This is a genomic window from Micromonospora sp. NPDC023633 (assembly GCF_040640035.1).
Lineage (GTDB): Bacteria > Actinomycetota > Actinomycetes > Mycobacteriales > Micromonosporaceae > Micromonospora.
Genome location: NZ_JBFABB010000110.1, coordinates 1 through 22,807 on the forward strand (window position 1 = coordinate 1; position 22,807 = coordinate 22,807).

Consider the following 22,807-nt stretch of genomic DNA (forward strand, 5'->3'; position numbering starts at 1 on the left):
ATCGCCGAGCCGGCCCCGGTGCCCGGCGGCACCGGCCGGACCGTGGTTACCCGCCCGGTGCGCGCCACGGCCCGCGCGCTGACCCGCGCCGGCGACGGCACCGTCACCGAACTGGCCGCCGCCGCGTACGCGCGGGCACTCGGCACGCTGCTCGACCGGGACGCGGTGGTCGTCGGCTGCGCCACCACCACCCGCCGGGCCGCCGACGAGTTCGACGTCTCCGGGTACGCGGTCAACACCGTGCTGCTGCCCTGCGCGGACCTGCGCGCCCCCTGGGCCGACACCCTGAGCCGGGTCCGCGCGGAGCTGCGGCGGGCGGTGGCCGAGCAGGTCCCGTTCCGCGAGGTGGCCCGCGAGGTGCAGCGCGGCACCGGCGCGCCGCCCGGCGCGTACCCGACCTGCTACCTCGACTCGGTGGAGGAGCCGGAGTTGGTCACCGGCCCGGTTACCTGGCGGCGACGGGAGCTGGCACGCACCGCCAACCGCTTTCCGATCTGCCTGACCCTGCGGCAGCATCCGGGCGGGTCGCTGTCCGTCCTCGTCGAGGCCGACGGGCGGGCGCTCACCCCCGACACCGCGGCGGCGCTCGCCGCCGCCGTCACCGACCAGCTCGACGCGTACGCACAAGGAGACCCCGATGGCACGGACGATCGCGTTGCGGCAGGTCAGCGAGGGGCGGTTCGGGTGTCTGCTGACGGTTGAGTTCGCCGGCGACTCCGCCGGCCCGGGCCTCGCCGCGGCGCTTGCGGCGGCCGAGGCCGCCGGAGCGGCGGGCTCGGGCGGCGACCTGCCCGGCCCGCTCCACACCGGGCCGGACGTCCAGCACGAGATCTGGCGGCTGGACCCGGTGACGACTCTGGAGCTGCACCCGGGGCTGCCCGGCCACCGTGCCCTGGCGGACGCCTGCGCGGCGGAGTTCCTCCGGCTGCGCCCCGCCGACGCCGGCCCGGTGACCGTCGTCGGCTACTGCAGCGCGGCGGTCTTCGCCCACCACCTGGTCCGCGCCCTCGCCGACGCCGGCGGGCCAGCACCGACCCTGGTCCTGGTCGCCGCGACCGTGCCCGACGAGGAGACCGTCCGCCGCGAGTACGCGCTGCTGCACCGCAAGCTCACCGGTGAGCCCGCGCCGGCCGACCCGACGCCGCTGCTCGCCGACCCGGCGGCCACCGTGGACAGGCTGCGCGACGAGCTGACCCGGCTCGCCCGCGCCTTCGTCACGGACCACGGGTTCGACCCGGTCGAGGCGGGGACGGCGGTCGACGAGATCGCCGGACGGTACCTGGCCTGGCTCTGGTTCCTGCTGGACGCCGCCGGCACCGGCCCGGTCCCGGTGCCGTTCCCGGTTCACGAGGCCGCCGACGACGAGGAGGCCATCGACCTGCTGCGGGTGCGGATCTTCGATTTAGGGATGGAAGCCGGCACCACTGCCGCCGGCGTGGACGACGGGGGGACGCGATGACGACGGACGGGCCGCGCGCCGGGGGCGATCCGGTCGCGGAGGTGGTGGCGGACGCCTGGCGCGGTGCGCTCTCGGCCGACCACGTGACGGCGGAAGACAACTTCTTCCAGCTCGGCGGCGACTCGCTGGTCGCCGCCCGGATGGCGGCCCGGCTGCGCGCCGCCCTGGACGTGCGGGTGCCGCTGTCCGCCGTCTTCGAGCACCCCACCCTGGGCGAGTTCACCGCCGCGCTGCGCGCCGAGCACGGTCCCGGGGTGGACGAGGCCGCCGCGCTCTACCTCAGCGTGCTGGCCTGCTCGGACGCCGAGGCCGAGACGATGCTCGGGCGCCTCGATGACTGACGTGCTCTCCCCGCGCCAGGCCGCGCTCCTGGCCGCCCTGCGCGCCCGGCGCGCCGCCCCCACCGGCGACGACGCGGCCACCCTGGCCGGCGCGGACGCGATCATCCCGGGCGGCGGGGCCGCCGGTCCCGTCGCCTCCGCCGGGCAACGCCAGATGTGGTACCTGGGGCAGGCCGACCCGGACGACCCGGCCTACCTGGCGCCGGTGGCGTGGCGGCTGCGCGGCCCGCTCGACCTGCCCGCCCTGAGCGCGGCGGTGGACGCGCTGGTCGCCCGGCACGAGCCGCTGCGCACCGCGCTGACCGTCGACGGGGACCGGGTGGTGCCCGTGGTCGCCGCGCCGCCGACCGGCCTGCTGACCGTGGTGGACCTGACCGGCCTGGCCGCGTCCGCCGGGGAGGACGAGTTGGTCGCCCGCCTCGCCGCCGAGGCGGCCACCCCGGTCGACCTGGGCCGCGGCCCGGTGCTGCGGGCCCGCCTGCTGCGCCTCGCCGACACCGACCACGTGCTGGTGCTGACCGCGCACCACGCGGCCGTGGACGAGTGGTCGCTGCGGATCGTCGCCGACGAGCTCTCCGAGGGATACGCCGCCCGGCTGGCCGGTCGGCCCGTACGGCTGCCGGCGCTGCCCGTCACGTACGCCGACTACGCCGACTGGCAGCGGCGCTGGCTGGCCGGCCCGGAGGCCGAGGCGCAGCGGCGCTGGTGGCGCGACCGCCTCGACGGCGCGCCGCCGGTGCTAGAGCTGCCCACCCCCGGCCCCCGGCCGGCCGCGCCGTCGAACGCCGGCGCCACGGCCGTGTTCCCGCTGGACGTGGCGCCCGACGCGCTGCGGGCGCTGTGCCGGCGTCTCAACGTCACCCCGTACCTGCTGCTGCTCACCGCCTTCCAGGTGCTGCTGGCCCGGTGGACCGGCCGGTACGACGTGCCCGTCGGCACGCCGGTGGCCAACCGGAACCACCCGGAGACCGAGTCGCTGGTCGGCCTGTTCGTCAACACCGTGGTGATCCGGACCGATCTGACCGACGACCCGACCTTCGCCACCTGCGTGGGCCGGGTCCGGGCCGAGGTGCTGGCCGCCCAGGAGCGGCAGGAACTGCCCTTCGAGAGCGTGGTCGAGGCGGTGCGTCCGGCCCGGCACGCCGGGCACAGCCCGCTGTTTCAGGTGATGTTCGTGCACGCCGACGCCCCCGCGCCGCTGCGGCTGCCCGGGATCGACGTGGCCTGCGTCGACGTGCCCAGCCGCACCGCCAAGTTCGACCTCACCGTGGCCGTCCGCCCCGGCGCGGGCGGGCTCAACGCCGTGGTGGAGTACCGCACCGACCTGTTCGACGCGGCGGCCGTGGCGCGGCTCGCCGGGCACTTCCGTACCCTGCTGGCCGACCTGCTCGCCGACCCCGACGTCCGGGTCCGCGACGCCCGGCTGCTCACCGCCGAGGACCGGCGGCGGATGCTGGTCGACTGGAACGACACCGCCACCCCCGCGCCGCCGGGGGAGGGCGTCCACGCGCTGGTCACCCGGTGGGCCCGGCAACTGCCCGACGCCCCGGCGGTCGCCGACGACGCGCGCACCCTGAGCTACGGCGAACTCGACGCCCGCGCCGACGCGCTGGCGGCGGTCCTGCGCGAGCGGGGGGTCGGCGTCGGCGACCTCGTCGGCGTCCTGCTGGAGCGGTCCGCCGCGCTGCCGGTGGCGCTCCTCGCGGTGCTGCGGAGCGGCGCCGCGTACGTGCCGCTGGACCCGACCCACCCGCCGGCCCGGCTGGGGTACGTCCTGGCCGACACCGGCGCGCCGGTGGTGCTCACCTCGGCCGCGCTGCGGCACCGGCTCCCGGCCGGCTCGGCTCGACCGGTCGAGGTCGACCTGGACCCGGCACCGCCCACCGGGACGTCCCCGGTAACCGTGCCGACCGGCCCGGACGACCTCGCCTACGTCATCTACACCTCCGGCTCGACGGGCCGGCCCAAGGGCGTGATGGTGACCCACCGGGGCGTGGTGAACTACCTGCGCTGGGCCGGTGCCGCGTACCGGCTGGGCCCGGGCGACGAGGTGCCGGTGCACTCCTCGATCGGCTTCGACCTCACGGTGACCAGCCTGCTGGCGCCGCTGGCCGCCGGCGCGGCCGTCCGGCTGCTCCCCGACGACCTCGGGCCGGAGGGGCTCGGCGAGGCGCTGGGCGGGCGACGGACGCCGTACGGGCTGGTCAAGATCACCCCGGCCCAGTTGGAGATCGTCAACCGGCAGGTCGGCGCGACCGGGGCGGCGGGCCGGACCCGGGCGTTCGTCATCGGCGGGGAGAACCTGCGCGCCGACCAGGTGGCGCTGTGGCAGGACCACGCCCCCGGCACCCGCCTGGTCAACGAGTACGGCCCGACCGAGACCGTGGTCGGCTGCGCCGTGTACGAGGTTGGCCCCGACACCGGGCGGACCGGCTCGGTGCCGATCGGCCGACCGATCGCCAACACCACCCTGTACGTGCTGGACGACCGGCTCGACCCGGTCCCCGTCGGCGTCACCGGGGAGCTGTACGTCGGCGGCGCGGGGGTCGCCCGCGGCTACCTGAACCGGCCCGGCCTCACCGCCGAGCGGTTCGTGCCCGACCCGTTCGCGGCCGAGGGCGGGCGGCGGCTCTACCGCACCGGCGACCTGGTCCGGTGGCGCCCCGACGGCGTCCTGGAGTTCCTGGGCCGCGCCGACGGGCAGGTCAAGCTGCGCGGCTACCGGATCGAGCCCGGCGAGGTGGAGGCGGCCCTGCGCCGGCTCCGGCCGGACGCCGACGTCGCCGTCGTGCTGCGCCGCGACGACCCCGACGACCCCCGGCTGGTCGCCTACCTCACCGGCGGGACGGAACCGGCGGCGCTGCGCGCCGGTCTGCGGGCCGAGCTGCCCGAACACCTGGTGCCGGCCGCGTTCGTCGGCGTCGACGCGCTGCCGCTGACCGGCAACGGCAAGCTCGACCCGGCCGCGCTGCCGGCGCCTACGCCGACCGAGGCCGCGCACGGGGCGTCCCCGGGCGGCGCGCCGGAACCTCCGGCGGAGCGGCCGGCCGCGCCCGTCGCCCCGCCGGTCGGCGACGTCGCCGCGGCCGAGCGGCTGGTCGCCGAGGTGTGGCGGAAGGTGCTCGGCGTCGACCGGGTCGGCGCCCGGGACAACTTCTTCGACCTGGGCGGGCACTCGCTGCGGCTGCTCGCGGTGCACCGGCTGCTGGTCGAGCGGCTCGGCCCGGTGCTCACCGTGACCGACCTGTTCCGGCACACCACCGTCTCCGCGCTGGCCCGGTTCCTGGCCGGGGCCGCCGCGCCGCCGGCCGTCCCGGCGCCGCGCGCGGCACCGGCGGCGGCACGCACCGGGGTGCCGGCGGACGCGATCGCGGTGGTCGGCATGGCCTGCCGATTCCCGGGCGCCCGCACCCCGGAGGAGTTCTGGCGGCTGGTCCGCGACGGCGTGGAGGCCGTCCGCGAGTTCCGCACCGAGGAACTGCTCGCCGACGGGGCGGACCCGGCGCTGCTCGGCGACCCGGCGTACGTGCGGCGGGGCACCGAGCTGCCCGACGTGGACCGGTTCGACGCCGAGTTCTTCGGCTTCACCCCGCGCGAGGCGCAGGTGCTCGACCCACAGCACCGGCTGCTGCTGGAGTGCGCCTGGGAGGCTCTCGAACGCGCCGGCCACGACCCCGAGGCGTACCCGGGACAGATCGGCCTCTTCGCCGGCTCCGGCCGGGCCAGCTACCTGTCGGAGCACCTGCGGGACGCGCCGGAGGAGATCCGGGCGCTGGGGGAGTACCAGCTCGCGCTGAGCAACGACAAGGACTTCCTGGCCACCCGCGCGTCGTACAAGCTGAACCTGACCGGGCCGAGCGTCAGCGTCGGCACCGCCTGCTCCACCTCCCTGGTCGCGGTGCACATGGCCCGGCAGAGCCTGCTCGCCGGGGAGTGCGACCTGGCGCTGGCCGGCGGGGTGAGCGTCTTCCCCGCCCAGCGGCAGGGCTACCTCCACCACGACGGCGGGATCTTCTCACCGGACGGGCACTGCCGCCCGTTCGACGCCGACGCCCGCGGCACCATCGCCTCCAGCGGGGTCGGCATCGTCGTGCTGCGCCGGCTCGCCGACGCGCTCGCCGACGGCGACCTGGTGCACGCGGTGATCCGCGGCTCGGCGGTGAACAACGACGGCGCCCGCCGCGCCGGCTACTCGGCCCCGGGCGTCGCCGGCCAGGCCGAGGTGGTCGCCCGGGCCCTCGCGGTGGCCGGGGTGGAGCCGCGCACGGTCGGCTACGTCGAGGCGCACGGCACCGGCACCAGCCTCGGCGACCCGATCGAGGTCGCTGCGCTCACCGAGGCGTTCCGCCGCGGCACCCCCGACACGGGATTCTGCGCGCTCGGCTCGGTCAAGGCCGCCATCGGGCACACCGACGCCGCGGCCGGGGTCGCCGGCCTGATCAAGACCGTGCTGGCGCTGCGGCACCGCACCCTGCCGCCGGTGGTCAACCTGCGCCGGCCCAACCCGGCGATCGACTTCGCCGCCAGCCCGTTCCACCTGCCGACCCGGGCGCGGCCGTGGCTCGGCGACGAGGGACCGCGCCGGGCCGGCGTGAGCTCCTTCGGGATGGGCGGCACGAACGCCCACGTCGTGCTGGAGGAGGCCCCGCCGGCCGCCGTCGCGCCCAAGGTCGCCGAGCCGCCGGCCGGCCCGCATCTGCTGGTGCTCTCCGCGCGTACGCCCGCCGCGCTGGACCGGGCCACGGACGCGCTGCGCGCGCACCTGGACGCGTACCCCGCGCTGCGGCTGGCGGACGTGGCCGCGGGCCTGGGCCGGCGGCGGCAGATGGCGCACCGGCGGGCCGTCGTCTGCGCCGACCCGGCCGACGCCCGCGACGCGCTCGGCGACCCGGCGCGGCTGCTCACCGCCGCGACCGAGGGCGCCGCCGGGCTGGCCTTCGTCTTCCCCGGCCACGGCGCGCAGCACGTCGGCATGGGCGCCGGCCTGTACCGGGCCGAACCCGGCTACCGGGCCGTCGTGGACCACTGCGCCGAGCTGCTGCGCGAGCCGCTCGGGGTGGACCTGCGGGTCGTGCTCGACCCCGCGCCCGCCGACCGGGCCGAGGCCGAGCGTCTGCTGGCCGAACCCCGGATCAACCAGCCGGCGCTCTTCGTCACCGAGTACGCGCTGGCCCGGCTGCTGGTCGACCGGGGCCTACGCCCCGACACGGTGGCCGGGCACAGCCTCGGCGAGTACGTCGCCGCGTGCCTCGCCGGGGTCTTCTCCGTCGAGGACGCGCTGCGGCTGGTCCGCGCCCGCAGCCGGCTCGCCCAGTCGACCGCGCCGGGCGCGATGCTCGCCGTCTCCCTGCCCGAGCCTGAGGTCGGCGCTCTGATCTGCGACGACCTTGACCTCGCCGCCGTCAACGCGCCCGGCCTGTGCGTCGTGTCCGGCCCGCCCGACGCCGTCGCCGCCCTGCGCGGGCGGCTCGACCGGGACGGGGTCGAGACCCGGCCGCTGCACGCCGACCGCGCCTTCCACTCCGCGCTGCTCGACCCGGTCCTCGACGACTTCCGCGCCGAGGCCCGGCAGGTCGCCTACGCCGAGCCGACGACGACGTTCCTGTCGAACGTCACCGGCGCCCCGGTGACGCCCGGACAGGTCACCGACCCGGAGTACTGGGTGCGGCACCTGCGCGGCACGGTCCGGTTCGCCGACTGCGCCGCCCTGCTGGCCGACCGGGACCTGGTCGTCGCCGAGGTCGGCCCTGGGCACACCCTCGGCGGGCTGCTGCGCCAGAGCGGCGCGCGGCCCGACCGCGTGGTGCAGGTGATGCGCCACGTCCGCGCCGACGCCGACGACCACCGCGTCGCGCTCGACGCCGTGGCCCGGCTCTGGCTCGCCGGCGTACGCGTCGACTGGTCGGCCTTCCACGCCGGGCCGCGCCGGCGGGTGGAGCTGCCCACCTACCCGTTCGAGCGGCAGCGGCACTGGGTCGAGCGCAGCGTGACCGCCCCGCGCCCGGCCCTGCCCACGCTTCCGGCCGAGGCGCCCGCCACGCCCTCCGACGCGGACGTCGTGGTGGAGGGCAACCGGCCGGCGCTGCCCACCGCCTACCTCGCGCCCCGGGACCCCGCCGAACGGGCGGTGGCGGAGATCTGGTCGGACCTGCTCGGCGTCGCGCCGATCGGGGCGCACGACAACTTCTTCGCCCTCGGCGGGCACTCGCTGCTCGCCACCCAGGTCGTCGCCCGGGTGCGCGCCCGGCTCGGGGTGGCGCTGCCGATCGAGGCGGTGTTCGCCCGGCCGACCGTCGCCGGGGTGGCCGCCGCCCTGCCCGCCGATCCCGCGCCGGCGGTGCCGCCGATCCCACACGCCACCGAGCCGGGACCCGCCCCGGTCTCCTCCGGCCAGCGCCGGCTGTGGTTCCTGGAGCAGGTGCACGACCAGGTCGCGTACGCGGTGCTCACCGCCCTCCGGCTGCACGGCGACCTGCGGGTCGACGTGCTCGCCGACGCGCTGACCGAGCTGGTGCGCCGGCACGAGGTACTGCGCACCGTGTTCCGCCCGGGCCCCGACGGCGGCGACCCGGTGCAGGTGGTGCTGCCCGCCGCGCCGGTCGACCTGACGGTGGTCGAGCTGGCCGCCGACGCCCCCGACGACGAGGAACTCGCCGAGCGGGAGCGCGCCGCCCTGGTCGCCGAGGGCCGCCGGCCGTACGACCTGGAACGGGGGCCGCTGTTCCGGCCGGTGCTGTTCCGCTCCGGGCCGGGGCGGCACGTGCTCTGCCTCGCGATGCACCACATCGTCTCCGACGGCTGGTCGCTCGGGGTGCTCCGGGCCGACCTGGGGGCCCTCTACGACGCCTTCGCCGCCGGCGCGCCGTCGCCCCTGCCCGAGCTGCCGGTGCAGTACGCCGACTACGCCCGCTGGCAGCGGGAGCGGGCCGCCGCCGACTCCGCCGACCTGGCGTACTGGACCGAGCGGCTGGCCGGCGTGACGGGCGCCCTGGAGCTGCCCACCGACCGGCCACGGCCGCCGGTGCAGACCTTCGACGGGGCGGTGGCCCGGCTGACCCTGCCGCCCGCGCTGACGGAGCGGGTCCGTGACCTCGGTCAGCGCCACGGCGCCACCCTCTACATGACGGTGCTCGCCGCCGTGCAGGCGCTGCTGTTCCGCTACACCGGGCAGCGCGACATCTACGTCGGCTCCCCGGTGGCCGGCCGCGTCCGCGCCGAGCTGGAGCCGATGGTCGGCTTCTTCCTCAACAGCATCGTGCTGCGCACCACGCTGGACGGCGACTGGAGCGTCGCCCGGCTGCTCGACGAGACGCGCCGCACCGCGCTGGCCGCGTACGACCACCAGGAGACGCCGTTCGAGCGGGTGGTCGACGCCCTCGACGTGCCCCGGGACCTCAGCCGCAACGCCCTGTTCCAGGTGATGGTGAACCTGCTCAACCTGCCCGAGCAGGACCTGGCCATGACCGGCCTGCGGGTGGAGCAGCTCACCGTCGAGCCCGGCACCGCCCAGGTCGACCTCGCCCTGTACGCCTACGACCGGCCGGACGGGCTGCTCTGCTGCCTGGAGTACAACACCGCGCTGTTCGACCCGGCGACCGCCGAGCGGATGCTGACCCACCTGGAGACGCTGCTGACCGCGTTCGTGGCCGACCCGGACGGCCGGCTCGCCGACGTGGAGATCCTCACCCCCGCCGAGCGGCACCGGCAGTTGGGGGAGTGGAACGCCACGGACGCGCCGGCGCCGGCCACCGGGCTGGCCCGGCTGGTCGAGGAGCAGGTGGCCCACACCCCGGACCGCCCCGCGGTCACCTTCGCGGGCCGCACCCTCAGCTACGCGGAGCTGAACGTGCGCGCCAACCGGCTGGCCCGAAGGCTGCGCCGGATCGGCGTCGGGCCGGACGTGACGGTGGCGGTCTCCCTGGAACGCTCGGCCGACCTGCTGGTGGCGCTGCTCGGCGTGCTGAAGTCCGGTGGCGCGTACGTGCCGCTGGACCCGTCGTACCCGCTCGACCGGCAGCGCTGGGTGCTGGAGCACAGCCGCTCGGCGGTGCTGGTCACCGAGCCGGGGCTCGCCGACCGGTTCGCGGACTTCGCCGGCCCGGTGCTGCGCGTCGACGACCCGTCCCTGGCCGTCGAGTGCGCCGCCGACCCCGAGCCGGTCACCACGCCCGCGCACCTGGCGTACGTGCTCTACACCTCCGGCTCCACCGGCCGGCCCAAGGGGGTCCGGGTCAGTCACGCCTCGGTGGTCAACCTGCTCACCGCGATGCGGCACGCACCGGGCCTGACCGCCGACGACACCCTGGTCGCGCTGACCACCTACGCCTTCGACATCTCCGTGCTGGAGTTGTTCCTGCCGTTGGTGGTCGGCGCCCGGGTGGTGATCGCCGGCCGGGACGTCGGCTACGACGCCGCCGGGCTGGCCGCGCTGCTGCGGACCGAGGGGGCCACCGTCATGCAGGCCACCCCGGCCACCTGGCGGCTGTTGATCGCCTCCGGCTGGGCCGGGATGCCGGGGCTGAAGGCGCTCTGCGGTGGCGAGGCCCTGCCCCTGGCGCTGGCCCGCGACCTGGCCGTCCGGGTCGGCGAGCTGTGGAACATGTACGGGCCGACCGAGGCCACCATCTGGGCCACGGTGGCCCGGGTCGCGCCCGACGGGCCCGAGATCACCATCGGCCGGCCGATCGCCAACCTGCGGGCGTACGTGCTCGACGAGGCGCTGCGGCCGGTGCCCGTCGGCGTGGTCGGGGAACTCTGGCTCGGCGGCGCCGGGGTGGCCCGCGACTACCTGGACCAGCCGGCGCTGACCGCCGACCGGTTCCGGCCCGACCCGTACGCCGACCGGCCGGGCGCGCGGCTCTACCGCACCGGCGACCTGGCCCGTTGGCGTCCCGACGGCACCGTCGAGTGCCTCGGCCGCAGCGACTCGCAGGTGAAGGTGCGCGGCTTCCGCATCGAGCTGGGCGAGATCGAGGCGGCCCTGCAACGGCACCCGGCGGTGCGGGAGGCAGCCGTCGTGGTCCGCGACGTGGACGGCGAGCCGGCCCTGGTCGCGTACCTCGCGCCGCGCCCCGACGAGCCGGACGAGGGGGCCGGCCGGTGGCGGGCGTTCCTGCGCGACTGGCTGCCCGACTACATGGTCCCCACGACGTACGTGCCGCTGGACGCCCTGCCGCTGACGGACAACGGCAAGGTCGACCGCCGGGCGTTGCCGGCCCCCGAACGCGGCGGCTCCCGGGCCGGCGACGGCGGCGCCGAGCCGACCACCCCGTTGCAGGTCGCCCTCGCCGAGCGCTGGGCGCAGGTGCTCGGCTACGACCGGGTCGGCATCGACGACGACTTCTTCGACCTCGGCGGGGACTCGTTCACCGCGATCCGGGCTCTCAGCGGCATCGAACCGCCGATCAGCGTGCTGGACCTGTTCCGCCACCCGACGATCCGGGGCCTCACCGGGCACGCCGGCGACGCGTCGGGTGCCCCGGACCGGCTGCTGCACGAGCTGACCCCACCCCGGGCGACCGCGCCGGCGGTGACGGTTCTCTGCGTGCCGTTCGCCGGGGCCGGCGCGGTGACCTACCAGTCGCTGGCCGCCGCGATGCCCGAGCACGTCGCGCTCTACGCCCTGCAACGCCCCGGGCACGACCTGAACCGGCCCGACGAGCCGCCGCTGGGCATGGACGAGCTGGTCGAGCGGTGCGTGGCCGAGGTGACCGCCGGGATCTCCGGGCCGGTGCTGGTCTACGGCCACTGCATGGGCGGCGCCACCGCCGTCGAGCTGGGCCGGCGGCTGGAGGCGGCCGGGGTGGACCTGCTCCGGGTGGTCGTCGGCGGGCACTTCCCGGCGCCCCGGCTGCCGGGCCGGTTCGCCCGCTGGTTCCGCCGCGCCTTCCCGATGGAACGCTGGACCTCCAAGCGGCACGCGCTGGACTTCCTGCGGGCCATGGGCTTCTTCACGGACGTGCTCGACGAGCGGGAGAAGGACTTCCTGATGGGGGTCTTCCTGGCCGACACCCGGGTCGGCGAGGACTACTACACCGACGTCTACGCCGAGGGGCTGCCCCGGCGGCTGGCGGCCCCGATCGTCTGCGTGGTGGGCACCGGCGACCGGGCCACCGAGCTGTACGAGGAGCGCTACCTGGAGTGGCGGTACTTCTCCGACTCGGTCTGCCTGCGCACCATCGAGGGCGCGGGCCACTACTTCCAGAAGCACCAGGCCACCGAGCTGGCCGACATCATCCTGGCCGACCCGCCGGAGCCGGCCGTCGCAGAACCGGCCCTCGCCGATCCGGTCGTTGTCGGGCCGGCCGTCGCGGAGGGGGTCGCCGGCGAGGTGGCGGCCTCGGCCGGGCCGTCCCGGGCGTCGGGCGGTGCGCCGCCGCCCCGAACGGCCGGCCCGGCGGCCGGGACCGGGTCGTCCGCCGCGCCACCCCGCCCCCGCGTACCCCGGACGACCGCCCCCGCGCCGGTTCCACCGGCCCGCTCCGGGCTGACCACGTTCTTCCTGGTCGCGTTCGGGCAGCTCGTGTCGCTGATCGGCACGGGGCTGACCGGGTTCGCCCTGTCGCTGTGGGTCTACCAGCGCACCGGCTCGATCTCCTGGTTCGCGCTGGCGTCGGTGCTGGCGCTGCTGCCGGCGGTGGTCCTCTCGCCGATCGCCGGCGCGCTGGCCGACCGTTGGGACCGCCGGCTCATCATGGTGTGCGCCGATTCCTTCGCCGCCTGCGGCACCGTTGTGCTGGCGGTGCTGCTCTGGACCGGCCGGGCGCAGCTCTGGCACGTCTTCGCGGCGCTCACGGTCAGCGCGCTGGCCACCGCGTTCCAGCAACCGGCGTACCTGGCGGCGGTGACCCAGCTGGTGCCGAAGCGGTACTACGGCCGGGCCAACGGCCTCATCTCGCTGGGCACCGCGACCAGCACCGTGCTCGCCCCGCTGGTCGGCGGCGCGCTGGTGGTCGCGATCGGGCTGCGCGGCATCGTCCTGATCGACCTGGTCAGCTTCGCCGTCGCGGTCGGCATCACCCTCGCCGTACGTTTCCCCGACACCCTGTTCAAGAAGCGGGAGGAGTCGTTCGGGCAGGAGGTCCTCGGCGGCTGGCGGTTCATCGCCCGCCGGCACGGCCTGCTCGCGATGATCGTCCTGACCGCGCTGCTCAACTACTTCTTCGCCGTCGTCGAGGTGCTGGCCACCCCGCTGATCCTCTCCTTCGGCGACCCCTCCGTGCTCGGCGTGGTGCTCGCCGCCAGCGGCGCCGGGTTGCTGTTCGGCAGCATCCTGATGGGCGTGTGGGGCGGCACGGCCCGGCGGACCACCGGCATCCTGACCGGCGTGGTGCTGCTCGGCGTCGCGATGCTGATGGTCGGGCTGCGTCCGGACCCGGTCTTCCCGGCGGTGGGCCTGTTCGGGCTGGGGCTCGCCGCGGCGCTTGTCAACACGCACTGGCTGGCCATCGTGCAGGCCAAGGTGGGGCTGGAGTTGCAGGGCCGGGTGCTCTCCACCACGCTGATGCTCTCCTGGCTGATGGTGCCCGCCGGGTTCCTCACCGCCGCCCCGCTGGCCGAGCGGGTCTTCGAGCCGCTGATGGCCTCCGGCGACGGCGTCGCCGGGACACTCGGCGCGGTGATCGGGCACGGGCCCGGGCGGGGGATCGCGCTCACCGCCGTCGTCGCCGGGCTGTGCACCCTGGCGCTCGCCGCCGCCGGGTGGGCGTACCGGCCGATCCGGCGGCTGGAGGACGAACTGCCGGACGCCGACCCGGGCACGGTGATCGTCACCGACAAGGACCGCATCCAGGAACTCGCCGACCGCCGGCTGGCCGAGCTGACGGGCACCCGCTGACCGGCGCCCCTCCGCGTCCGCCGCCCGCACCCCGGGCGGCGGACGGGCACGGTCCGGTCCCGGCACGCGTACGGCGAGCGCGTCGCGCGGCACGCGGCACGCGGGCCAGGGTGCTGCGCGTCGCCGGCCGGATCGGTCAGGATGACCTGCGCGAGGACATCGCCGGGGCGCGCGGCCAGCGGCGCGCCCGCGGACGGAAGGAGACCCGTGTCGTCCACTCTGCTCTCCCGTCGCGACCTGCGCTTCCTGCTGCACGACTGGCTGGAGGTGACCCGGCTGACCGAGCGGCCCCGCTACGCCGAGCACTCCCGGGAGACCTTCGACGCGGTGCTGGAACTCGCCGAACGGGTGGCCACCGAGCGGTTCGCCCCGCACAACCGGGCCGCCGACCTCGCCGAGCCCACCTTCGACGGCCGCCGGGTGCACACCATCCCGCAGGTCAAGCAGGCCCTCGACGTCTTCGCCGAGACCGGGCTGCTGGGCGCCGGCATGGACGCGTCGGTCGGCGGCATGCAGCTTCCGCACGTCGTACGGGCCGCCTGCTTCGCCTGGCTCCAGGCCGCCAACGTCGGCACCTCGGCGTACCCGCTGCTGACCCTCGGCAACGCCAACCTGCTGCTCGCGCACGGCAGCCCCGAGCAGATCGACACCTGGGTCCGGCCGATGGTGCAGGGGCGCTTCTTCGGCACGATGTGTCTGTCCGAGCCGCAGGCCGGCAGCTCGCTGGCCGACATCACCACCCGCGCCGAGCCGCAGGACGACGGGACGTACCGGCTGCACGGCACCAAGATGTGGATCTCCGGCGGCGACCACGAGCTGGCGGAGAACATCGTCCACCTGGTGCTCGCCCGGATTCCCGGCGGCCCGCCCGGGGTCAAGGGGATCTCGCTGTTCATCGTCCCGAAGGTGCTGCTGGCCGACGACGGCGCGCTCGGTGCCCGCAACGACGTCGTGCTGGTCGGCCTCAACCACAAGATGGGCTACCGCGGCACCACCAACACGCTGCTCAACTTCGGCGAAGGCGTGCACCGGCCCGGCGGACGCCCCGGCGCGGTCGGCTACCTGGTCGGCGAGCCGCACCAGGGCCTGGCGCAGATGTTCCACATGATGAACGAGGCGCGCGTCGGGGTGGGCGCCGGCGCCACCGCCCTCGGCTACACCGGCTACCTGAAGTCCCTGGCGTACGCCCGGCAGCGGCCACAGGGCCGCCCGCTGGCCGACAAGGATCCGGCCGCGCCGCAGGTGCCCATCGTCGCCCACCCGGACGTGCGCCGGATGCTGCTGGCGCAGAAGAGCTACGTGGAAGGCGCCCTGGCGCTGGTCCTCTACTGCGGTCGGCTGCTCGACGAGGAGAAGACCGCGCCGGAGACGGCGGACCAGGAGCGGGCGCGCCTGCTGCTCGACGTGCTCACCCCGATCGCGAAGAGCTGGCCGTCGCAGTGGTGCCTGGCCGCCAACGACCTGGCCATCCAGGTGCACGGCGGCTCCGGCTACACCCGGGACTATGACGTCGAGCAGCACTGGCGGGACAACCGGCTCAACCCGATCCACGAGGGCACCCACGGCATCCAGGCGCTGGACCTGCTGGGGCGCAAGGTCACCATGCGCGGTGGGGCGGGGCTGGCGCTGCTGGTGGAGACGGTCCGGGCCACGACCACCCGCGCGTGGAAGGCCGGGGGCGAGGCCGCCGAGCTGGCCGCCTCGCTCGGCGCCGCCCTCGACCGGGTCGCCCTGGTCACCCGGCGGCTGTGGAGCACCGGCGACCCCGAGGTGGCGCTGGCCAACGCGAGCGTCTACCTGGAGGCGGTCGGCCACGTGGCGGTCGCCTGGATGTGGCTGGAGCAGCTTCTCGTCGTCGAGGCGGCCGGCGGCCCCGGCGACGGCCCGGACGCCGACCTGTACGCCGGCAAGCGGCAGGCCGCCCGGTACTTCTTCCGGCACGAACTGCCCCGCACCGGTCCCCAGTTCGACCTGCTGGACAGCCTCGACCGGACCACGCTGGAGATGCGCGACGACTGGTTCTGACCCCCCCCCGCCGCCCGGCGTCGGCGTCCCCTGGCGTCGGGGTCGCCGTCGCGCCGGCCGAACATGCTCAGCGCGGCCGGCTCACCCGTCGGTTGACGGGCCGGCCGGGCGACCTGGCCCGGGCCCTCGCCGGCCTCGGCCGACCGGGTCGACGCCCGGTGCTCTCAGCCGGCGGCGAGCAGCCGGTCGCGGACCTCGCGGCGCAGGACCTTGCCGCTCGGGGAGCGGGGCAGGTCCTCGACGACGACCACGCGGCGGGGCACCTTGTACCCGGCCAGGTGTCGCCGGCACGCCGCCCGGACGTCCGCCTCGTCAGGCGGCTCGGCGCCCTCGTCCAGGACGACCGCCCCACCACCTCCTCGCCGCCGTGCGCGCCGGGCAGGCCGACCACCGCGGCGTCGCGGACGCCGGGGACGCGGCGCAGCGCGTCCTCCACCTCCGACGGGTAGACGTTGAACCCGCCGGTTCCGGTCGGCGACCATGGCCCACGGCTGGCTGGTCGCCTATGCGGCCGACGGGCGTCCGATCGCGACCTACGACGAGGAACTGGCCGCCGCCCTCGACGTCAGCGGTGCCCGGCGGAATGGCGCATCGCCTGCCGTCCCTTGACCACCGCCAGGACGACGACCACGGCCAGCGCCACCGCGCCGATGATCACCAGCCAGCGGACCGCCTCCAGCAGCAGCCCGAGCAGGACGAGCGCGCCGGCGATGACGCCGACGACCCAGAGCATGCTCCGCATGTCCACCTCCCGTGGCTCCGGCCGCAGCGGCGCGGCCTCCGGGCCCGACTTCCCGGTCCGTCCCGGGCCATGCCGCCGTGACCCCGAGGCTCGGGGCCGGGGCCCGGGGCCCGGGGCCCGACGGGCCGCAGGGCCGCGTCAGCGCTGGGCGACGTAGACCGTGTTGGCCGACTGCCCGCCGGTCAGCGGGTTGGCGAACGGGACGACGTGCGTCCGCGCGGTGCGGAACACGGCGGTGAGGACCGCCTCGAAGTCGGCATCGGGCGGGTCGTCCGACCAGAGGGCGAACACCCCGTCCGGGTGCAGGTGGGCGGCGAGCCGGCGCAGGCCGTCGGGGGTGTAGAAGGGGGCGTGGCCGGGGTGCAGCACGTTGCGCGGCGAGTGGTCCACGTCGAGCAGCACGGCGTGGAACCGCCGCCCCGGCTCCTGCGGGTCGAAGCCGGTGCCGTCGGCCACCGCGGCGAAGAAGTCGGCCCGCACGAACCGGGTACGCGGGTCGGCGGCCAGCCCGGCGGCGAAGGGCAGCAGCCCTCGGCGGTGCCAGTCGATGACGTCCTCGATCGCCTCCACCACCAGCAGCGAGCCGACCCGGTCGTCGGAGAGCGCGGTGCGGGCGGTGTAGCCGAGGCCGAGGCCGCCGACGACCACGTCGAGCCCCTGCCCGGACAAAGGAGCCAGGCCCAGCCGGGCCAGCTCGATCTCCGCGACGGGGAAGAGGCTGGACATCAGGAACTCGTCGTCGAGCTTGACCTCGTACACCTCGACGTCGAGCGACGGGTCGCGACGCCGGCGCAGGCTGATGAGGCCGATCGGGGTCTCCCGCCAGGCCAGTTCCTCGAATCGCACGCCCACGGGCCCGGATGCTACCCGCCGGTGTCCCGGGCCCCGGCGGCCGGCACGCGCATTCCTCCCGCCCGGCCGGGTATGCGTGCCTGTCGAGGGCCACCCGACCGGGGGCCGGGCAGGAGGCGCGCGGTGGCGGACATGCTGGCCGGACGGCTGCACCTGACGGAACGGGCGCTACGGATGGAGTCGGTGCCGGTGCCCGAGCCGCAGGCCGGGCAGGTGCGGATCCGGGTCGAGGCGGCGGGGGTCTGCCTGTCCGACGTGCACCTGATCGACGGCACCCTCACGCCGCTGTACCTGCCCGGCGACGTGGTGACGCTGGGGCACGAGGTCGCCGGGGTGGTCGACGCGTTCGGCGACGACGTCGAGGGCTGGCAGCCCGGCCAGCGGGTGCTGCTCCAGGCGGGGGAGCGGGACCGGCGCGGCACCGTGCTGACCCGGGGCGTGGACTACGACGGCGGTTGGGCCGAGTACGTCGTCGCCAGCGCGGACACGGTGGTGCCGATCCCGGACGACCTGCCCTTCGAGCAGGCCTGCATCATTCCCGACGCGGTCTCCACCCCCTGGGCGGCGGTGACGGACACCGCGCGGACCCGCCCCGGCGAGGCGGTCGGGGTGTGGGGCGTGGGCGGCCTGGGCGCGCACGCCGTGCAACTGCTGCGCCTGGTCGGTGCGGCCCCGGTGATCGCGGTGGAGCCGCTGGCGGCGGCGCGGGACCGGGCGGCGGCCCTGGGGGCCGACGCGGTGCTCGACCCGGCCGACACCGCGTTCCGCGATGCCGTGCTGGAGTTGACGGGCGGGCGGGGGCTCGACGTGGCGTTCGACTTCGCCGGGGTGACCGCCGTCCGCGAGCAGGCGTTGACCGTGCTCGGCCGCCGGGGCCGGCTGGTGCTCGCGGGGATCGCCAACCAGCCGGTGACGATCGCGTCGGACAGCCCGTTCAACTACTTCCAGCAGGCGGTGCTGGGCCACTACGGCTCGGAGGCCGAGCACGTCGAGCAGTTGGTGTCCCTCGCCCGGCAGGGCCGGCTCGACCTGTCGGCGTCGATCAGCGACGTGCTGCCGCTGGCCGACGCGGAGGAGGCGGTGCGGCGGGTGCACACCAAGCAGGGCAACCCGATCCGGCTGATCCTGCGCCCCTGAGCGGTCCGGTCCGTCGGCGCGCCAGTCCTCGCGGGCGGGGGAGTGTTCACGGCCGGGCGGTCGTCGGGCCCGGCCGGTCCGGACGACGGCGGCGGCGCCGCACCCCGGCGACCGTGACCGCCGTCGCCGCCGTCGCCGCTGCGAGGGCCCACAGCAGGGGGTCGGTCCGCAGGTGCGCGGGCAGTTGCCCGGCCAGGACGAACACGCCCATCGCCGCCACGGACCAGCCGAACGCGCGGCGCAGCACGTCCTCCCGGACGCGCCCGGCCAGCCGGCCGCCGGCCAGGCTGCCGACCACGGCGGCGGCGGTCACGGCGGTGGCCAGGCCCGGGTCGATGTCGACGGTGGACAGGTAGCCGGCCAGCCCCGCGAACGACTTCATCGCGATGACCACCAGCGAGGTGCCGACCGCGACCGGCATCGGCAGGCCGCCGAGCAGCGCGAGCGCGGGCACCACCAGGAACCCGCCGCCGGCGCCGACGAGCCCGGTGACCAGGCCGACCACGACGCCGTCGAGGAGCACCCGCGGCATCGGCAGCTGGTGCCGTCTGCGGCGCGCGTCGTCGCGCCGGCCGCGCAGCATGGCCGTCGCGGTGGCGAGCATCATGAGGGCGAAGCCGGCGAGCAGGACCGCGGCCGGGACGAACGCGGCGAGACGACCTCCGGCGTACGCGCCGGCCATGCCCGCGACCCCGAAGAGCAGGCCGGTGCGCCACCGGACCCGGCCCGCCCGGGCGTGCGGTAGCGCGCCGACGGCGCTGGTCACCCCGACGACGAGCAGCGAGGTGGCGATCGCCTCCCGGGCCGGCAGGTCGGCGACGTAGACCAGCAGCGGCACGGCGAGGATGGACCCGCCGCCGCCGAGCAGGCCGAGGCTCACCCCGATGAGGACGGCCAGCGTGACGGTCAGCGCGAGGCCGCCGGTCACGGCAGCGGCCTGGTCGTCGCGTGGTCCCCCAGTCGACTGACGACGGCTGCCGCGGGGGTGCGCACGTCCAGCATACGGGGAGCGCGGCCGGAGTCGATCGGCTCGCGCAGCGTGGTGGCGTCGAGGGTGGCGGGGCGAGCGTTCGGTGAAGTGTCCATCTCTCCTCTTTCAGGGAGGAACCGCCCGGGGGTGGGCAGGATCGGCCGGACCGCCGTCGATCGGAGCGGTGGGGCGGCTGCGAGCGCGCGTCGCCGTGCGGACGATCGGTGGCGGTCCGGCGCGTACGGGGGTCGGGCCGCCGGCGGCGGCCGGTGGAGCGGGTCGGTCAGGCGTCGCCGCGGCTCATGGCGACCCCGGCGGCCCCGGCCCGGCCGAACCTGTCGTCGATGACGACGACCTCGCGGCCCGCGTTGGCCAGCAGCGACGCGGCGGCGGTCGCCCGGTACCCGGAGCCGCAGTGCACCCAGACGGCGCCGGCGGGCACCTCGGCGAGGCGTCCGGGCAGGTCGGGCAGGGGGATGTGCACGGCGCCCTCGACGTGGCGATCGGTCCACTCGTTGGTCATCCGGACGTCGAGCACGACGTCCGGGGCGGGCAGCCCCGCCGGGGTGTCGCCGGCGCGGGCGGCGGCCAGCGCGGGGAAGTCGGCCATCCGCAGCTCGCGGAGCTGCCCCGGCTCGGCGGCCCACTGCCCGGGGTCGCCGGTGGCCCGGGCGGCCGGGCGGTCGATGCCGATGCGGACCAGTTCGCGCTGGGCGTCGGCGACCTGTTCTTCGGTCTCCGCCAGCAGGGTGAGCGGTGCGCCCCAGTCGATGAGCCAGCCGAGCCAGGTCGACATCGGGCCGTCGAGCCCGAGGGCGACCGTGCCCGCCAGGTGCGACGTGGCGTACGCCTTGCGGTGGCGCAGGTCGACGACCCACTGGCCGTCGGCGATCCGCTCCCGTAGCCCGGCGGCGTCGGCGCGGGCGACGGGGGTGAGGTCCACCGGTGCCGGACCGGCGAGGTTCGCCACGCCCATGTGGGCGTAGTACGCCGGGTAGGCGTCCAGCCCGGCGAGGGTCTCGGTGACGAACTCGTCGGCGGCCAGCCGCAGCACGGGGTTGGCCCGCTTCTCCCGGCCGATGGTCGACTCGGGCGCGTCGGACTGGCCGGCCGAGCAGAAGCTGCCGAAGCCGTGGGTGGGCCACACCTCGGCGCCGTCGGGCAGCAGGGCGGCCAGGCGCCTGGCCGAGGCGTGCTGGTGGTGGGCGAGTTCGTGGGCGTGCTGCTCGCCGAGCAGGTCGGTGCGGCCGGTGGTGCCGAAGAGCAGTGAGCCGCCGGTGAACACGCCGACCGGGCGCCAGCCGGCGTCGTCGGCCTCGTCGAGCACGTACGACAGGTGGTGGAAGGTGTGCCCCGGCGTGGCGAGCACCCGCAGCCGCAGCGCGTCGGAGACGGGCACCGTGTCGCCGTCGGCGAGGGGCGTCCGGTCGAACCCGACCTCGTCGTCGGCGCCGACGAGGTAGCGGGCGCCGGTCAGCCGGGCCAGTTCCAGGCCGCCGGAGACGTAGTCGTTGTGGATGTGGGTCTCCACCACGTGCGTGACGCGTACGCCCTTCTCGCCCGCGAGGTACAGGATCCGGTCGATGTCGCGCTGGGGGTCGACCACGACCGCCACCCTGCCGTCGGTGGCCAGGTAGCTGCGGTCGCCGAGCGAGGACGTCGCGATGACGGACACCTCAACTGCCATTGCCGTGCTCCTTGTGGGATCAGATACCCCCGGGGGTATGCGGCGGGCACACGTCGGGTGTGTCGACGTGTGCCATCTGTCTACCCGTGCACGCCGCTGTCACGCAACGTGTGCGGTGCGTTTCGTCGGGTGGCGATCAGGCGAGGGCGAGGAAGAGCTTCTCCAGCTCCTCCTCGGTCATCTCCGGGGAGTCCCCCCGCTCGCGGGCGGCGGTGCAGTGCCGCATGCCGGAGGCAATGATCTTGAACCCGGCCCGGTCGATCGCCTTCGACACCGCCGCGAGCTGGGTCAGCGCCTCGCGGCAGTCCTGGCCGGTCTCCATCATCTCGATCACCGCGTTGAGCTGGCCCCGGGCCCGCTTCAGGCGGGTCAGCGCCTCGCTGGTCATCTCCGGTCGAAGCTTCACCGCGCAACTCCTCGTCCTCTTCGGCATACCCCGGGGGGTACCCGTACGTGCCCATGCTATCTCCTCAGACGGGAGGCGGGCGCGTCCGCGTGGTGATCCTGGCCCGCACCGCCGGGGCGTCCCGCCGGGAATCCCGGCACCGCGGGGCGGTCGCCGCGACGCAGGGTCCTCGGGGCATCGACGCAACGCTTATCCTGTGCCCCGACCGCCCACCGGAAGGGATGCGATGCCGTCGCGGCAGGACCAACTGCACTCGTACCAGTTCACCGTCCAGCGGGCCGTCGCCGCCCTGGTGATGCGGGAGACCGACCCGGCGCAGTCGCCGTTCCGGCGGCTGGCCGGCGCCGCCCTGGCCAGCGTGCTGGTCGCGGCCATCGGCCTGGGCGGATTCGCCCTCTACGGCCTCTTCACCGGCGGCGGCAGCACGTGGCGCGACCCGGGCGCGGTGATCGTGGAGAAGGAGTCCGGCGCCCGGTTCGTCTACCGGGAGGAGAAGCTGCACCCGGTGCTCAACTACGCGTCGGCCCTGCTGATCATCGGCGCGGACCGGCCGAAGACGGTGCTCGTCTCCCGTCGCGCCATCGACGGGGTGCCGCGCGGGCTGCCGCTGGGCATCGCCGACGCCCCCGACTCGCTGCCCGCCAGGGGCCGCCTCTCCACCGCGCCGTGGACGGTCTGCTCCGTCGCCGCCGAGGCCGACCGGTCGGTGCCCCGCTCGGCGCTGCTGATCGGCGTGACCACGGGCGGGGGCCGGGCCCTGGGCGAGGACGCGCTGCTGCTGCGCCACCCCGACGGCGGGCTGCACCTGGTCTGGCACCAGCGCCGCTACCTGCTGCGCGATCCCAACCGGGTGCTGGCCGCCCTGGCGGCCACCCGGGCCCGGGCGGTCCCGGTGGCCCCGGCCCTGCTCAACAGCCTCCCCGTCGGCGCCGACCTCGCCCCGCTGGCGCTGCCGGCCCAGGGGGAACGCTCCGCGCGGGTGTCCGGGGCGCGCATCGGCGACGTCTACCTGGTGCGCAACTCCGGCGGCGGCCGGCAGTACGCCGTCGCGCTGCGGGATGGCCTGGCCGGCATCACCGAGTTGCAGGCCGGCCTGCTGCTCGCCCGCACGGGCCAGGGCGAACCGGAGCCGATCACGCTCGGGCGGTTCGCGGCGCTGCCCAAGCTGCCCGACCTGGCCCCGACGGGCCCCACCGCCCCGCCGACCGGGCCGCCCCGGTTGGCCGCCCCCGACGGGGCGGGGCTCTGTGCCCGGGTGGGCGACGACGGCGGCGTCACGGAGGTCCGGCTCGGCGTACGGCTGCCCGACCTCGCCGCCGCGCCCCGCACCGCCCCGGCGGCCGGGGGCGGGG

12 protein-coding genes and 2 pseudogenes are annotated in these 22,807 nt (G+C 76.2%); 7 read left to right on the forward strand and 7 right to left on the reverse strand.

Annotation, left to right across the window (positions count from 1 at the left end; all coding sequences use genetic code 11):
• The 5 genes from AB0G13_RS27000 to AB0G13_RS27020 all read left to right on the forward strand — a co-directional run.
• The coding region (locus AB0G13_RS27000; protein WP_357879832.1) for a hypothetical protein at window positions 1–702 on the forward strand (702 nt) is incomplete at its 5' end.
• Complete coding sequence (locus AB0G13_RS27005; RefSeq protein WP_357879835.1) at window positions 638–1,459, forward strand: hypothetical protein; 822 nt, start codon at window positions 638–640, stop codon at window positions 1,457–1,459. The genes AB0G13_RS27000 and AB0G13_RS27005, both read left to right, overlap by 65 nt.
• Complete coding sequence (locus AB0G13_RS27010; RefSeq protein WP_357879838.1) at window positions 1,456–1,800, forward strand: phosphopantetheine-binding protein; 345 nt, start codon at window positions 1,456–1,458, stop codon at window positions 1,798–1,800. The genes AB0G13_RS27005 and AB0G13_RS27010 overlap by 4 nt, the downstream gene beginning before the upstream one ends.
• Complete coding sequence (locus tag AB0G13_RS27015; RefSeq protein ID WP_357879841.1) at window positions 1,793–13,636, forward strand: amino acid adenylation domain-containing protein; 11,844 nt, start codon at window positions 1,793–1,795, stop codon at window positions 13,634–13,636. Before AB0G13_RS27010 ends, AB0G13_RS27015 begins: the two co-directional genes overlap by 8 nt.
• 207 nt (window positions 13,637–13,843) lie before the next feature.
• The gene (locus AB0G13_RS27020) at window positions 13,844–15,661 is read left to right on the forward strand and encodes an acyl-CoA dehydrogenase (RefSeq protein ID WP_357879844.1); all 1,818 of its coding nucleotides are present in this window, start codon (window positions 13,844–13,846) and stop codon (window positions 15,659–15,661) included.
• A gap of 164 nt (window positions 15,662–15,825) precedes the next feature.
• On the opposite strand, the pseudogene AB0G13_RS27025 reads toward AB0G13_RS27020, so the two are convergent.
• The 3 genes and pseudogenes from AB0G13_RS27025 to AB0G13_RS27035 form a co-directional block, all read right to left on the reverse strand.
• A pseudogene (locus AB0G13_RS27025) lies at window positions 15,826–16,127 on the reverse strand (long-chain fatty acid--CoA ligase); the annotation flags it as partial.
• Between the two features lie 99 nt (window positions 16,128–16,226).
• Window positions 16,227–16,403 carry a hypothetical protein gene (locus AB0G13_RS27030; RefSeq protein WP_199729289.1) on the reverse strand — a complete coding sequence of 59 codons (177 nt, stop codon included), beginning with the start codon at window positions 16,401–16,403 and terminating at the stop codon, window positions 16,227–16,229.
• Window positions 16,404–16,541: 138 nt separating this feature from the next.
• Window positions 16,542–17,255: a spermidine synthase gene (locus AB0G13_RS27035; RefSeq protein ID WP_357879847.1), complete on the reverse strand. Its 714-nt coding sequence runs from the start codon at window positions 17,253–17,255 to the stop codon at window positions 16,542–16,544.
• A 132-nt stretch (window positions 17,256–17,387) separates the two neighbouring features.
• Between AB0G13_RS27035 and AB0G13_RS27040 the strand changes: the two genes are divergently transcribed.
• Window positions 17,388–18,392, forward strand: a complete 1,005-nt coding sequence (locus AB0G13_RS27040) for a zinc-binding dehydrogenase (RefSeq protein ID WP_357879859.1) — start codon at window positions 17,388–17,390, stop codon at window positions 18,390–18,392.
• A 46-nt stretch (window positions 18,393–18,438) separates the two neighbouring features.
• Here AB0G13_RS27040 and AB0G13_RS27045 read toward each other — a convergent pair whose 3' ends face one another.
• From AB0G13_RS27045 to AB0G13_RS27060, 4 genes and pseudogenes are all read right to left on the reverse strand, one after another.
• Entirely contained in the window at window positions 18,439–19,320 is an 882-nt protein-coding gene (locus tag AB0G13_RS27045; RefSeq protein ID WP_357879850.1) for a sulfite exporter TauE/SafE family protein, read from the reverse strand.
• Window positions 19,321–19,370: 50 nt separating this feature from the next.
• A pseudogene (locus tag AB0G13_RS27050) lies at window positions 19,371–19,478 on the reverse strand (sulfurtransferase); the annotation flags it as partial.
• Between the two features lie 167 nt (window positions 19,479–19,645).
• Entirely contained in the window at window positions 19,646–21,049 is a 1,404-nt protein-coding gene (locus tag AB0G13_RS27055) for an MBL fold metallo-hydrolase (RefSeq protein WP_357879853.1), read from the reverse strand.
• Between the two features lie 136 nt (window positions 21,050–21,185).
• Window positions 21,186–21,455, reverse strand: coding sequence for a metal-sensitive transcriptional regulator (locus AB0G13_RS27060; protein ID WP_089000744.1), 270 nt, complete (start codon window positions 21,453–21,455; stop codon window positions 21,186–21,188).
• 226 nt (window positions 21,456–21,681) lie between these two features.
• Between AB0G13_RS27060 and eccB the strand changes: the two genes are divergently transcribed.
• The coding region (eccB, locus tag AB0G13_RS27065; protein WP_357879856.1) for a type VII secretion protein EccB at window positions 21,682–22,807 on the forward strand (1,126 nt) is incomplete at its 3' end.

What these genes read in the sequence shown, in the direction of transcription:
- AB0G13_RS27005 (WP_357879835.1), top strand. Translation starts at nt 638, where the DNA reads ATGGCACGGACGATCGCGTTGCGGCAGGTCAGCGAGGGGCGGTTCGGG.
- AB0G13_RS27010 (WP_357879838.1), top strand. Translation starts at nt 1,456, where the DNA reads ATGACGACGGACGGGCCGCGCGCCGGGGGCGATCCGGTCGCGGAGGTG.
- AB0G13_RS27015 (WP_357879841.1), top strand. Translation starts at nt 1,793, where the DNA reads ATGACTGACGTGCTCTCCCCGCGCCAGGCCGCGCTCCTGGCCGCCCTG.
- AB0G13_RS27030 (WP_199729289.1), bottom strand. Translation starts at nt 16,403, where the DNA reads ATGCGGAGCATGCTCTGGGTCGTCGGCGTCATCGCCGGCGCGCTCGTC.
- AB0G13_RS27040 (WP_357879859.1), top strand. Translation starts at nt 17,388, where the DNA reads ATGCTGGCCGGACGGCTGCACCTGACGGAACGGGCGCTACGGATGGAG.
- AB0G13_RS27055 (WP_357879853.1), bottom strand. Translation starts at nt 21,049, where the DNA reads ATGGCAGTTGAGGTGTCCGTCATCGCGACGTCCTCGCTCGGCGACCGC.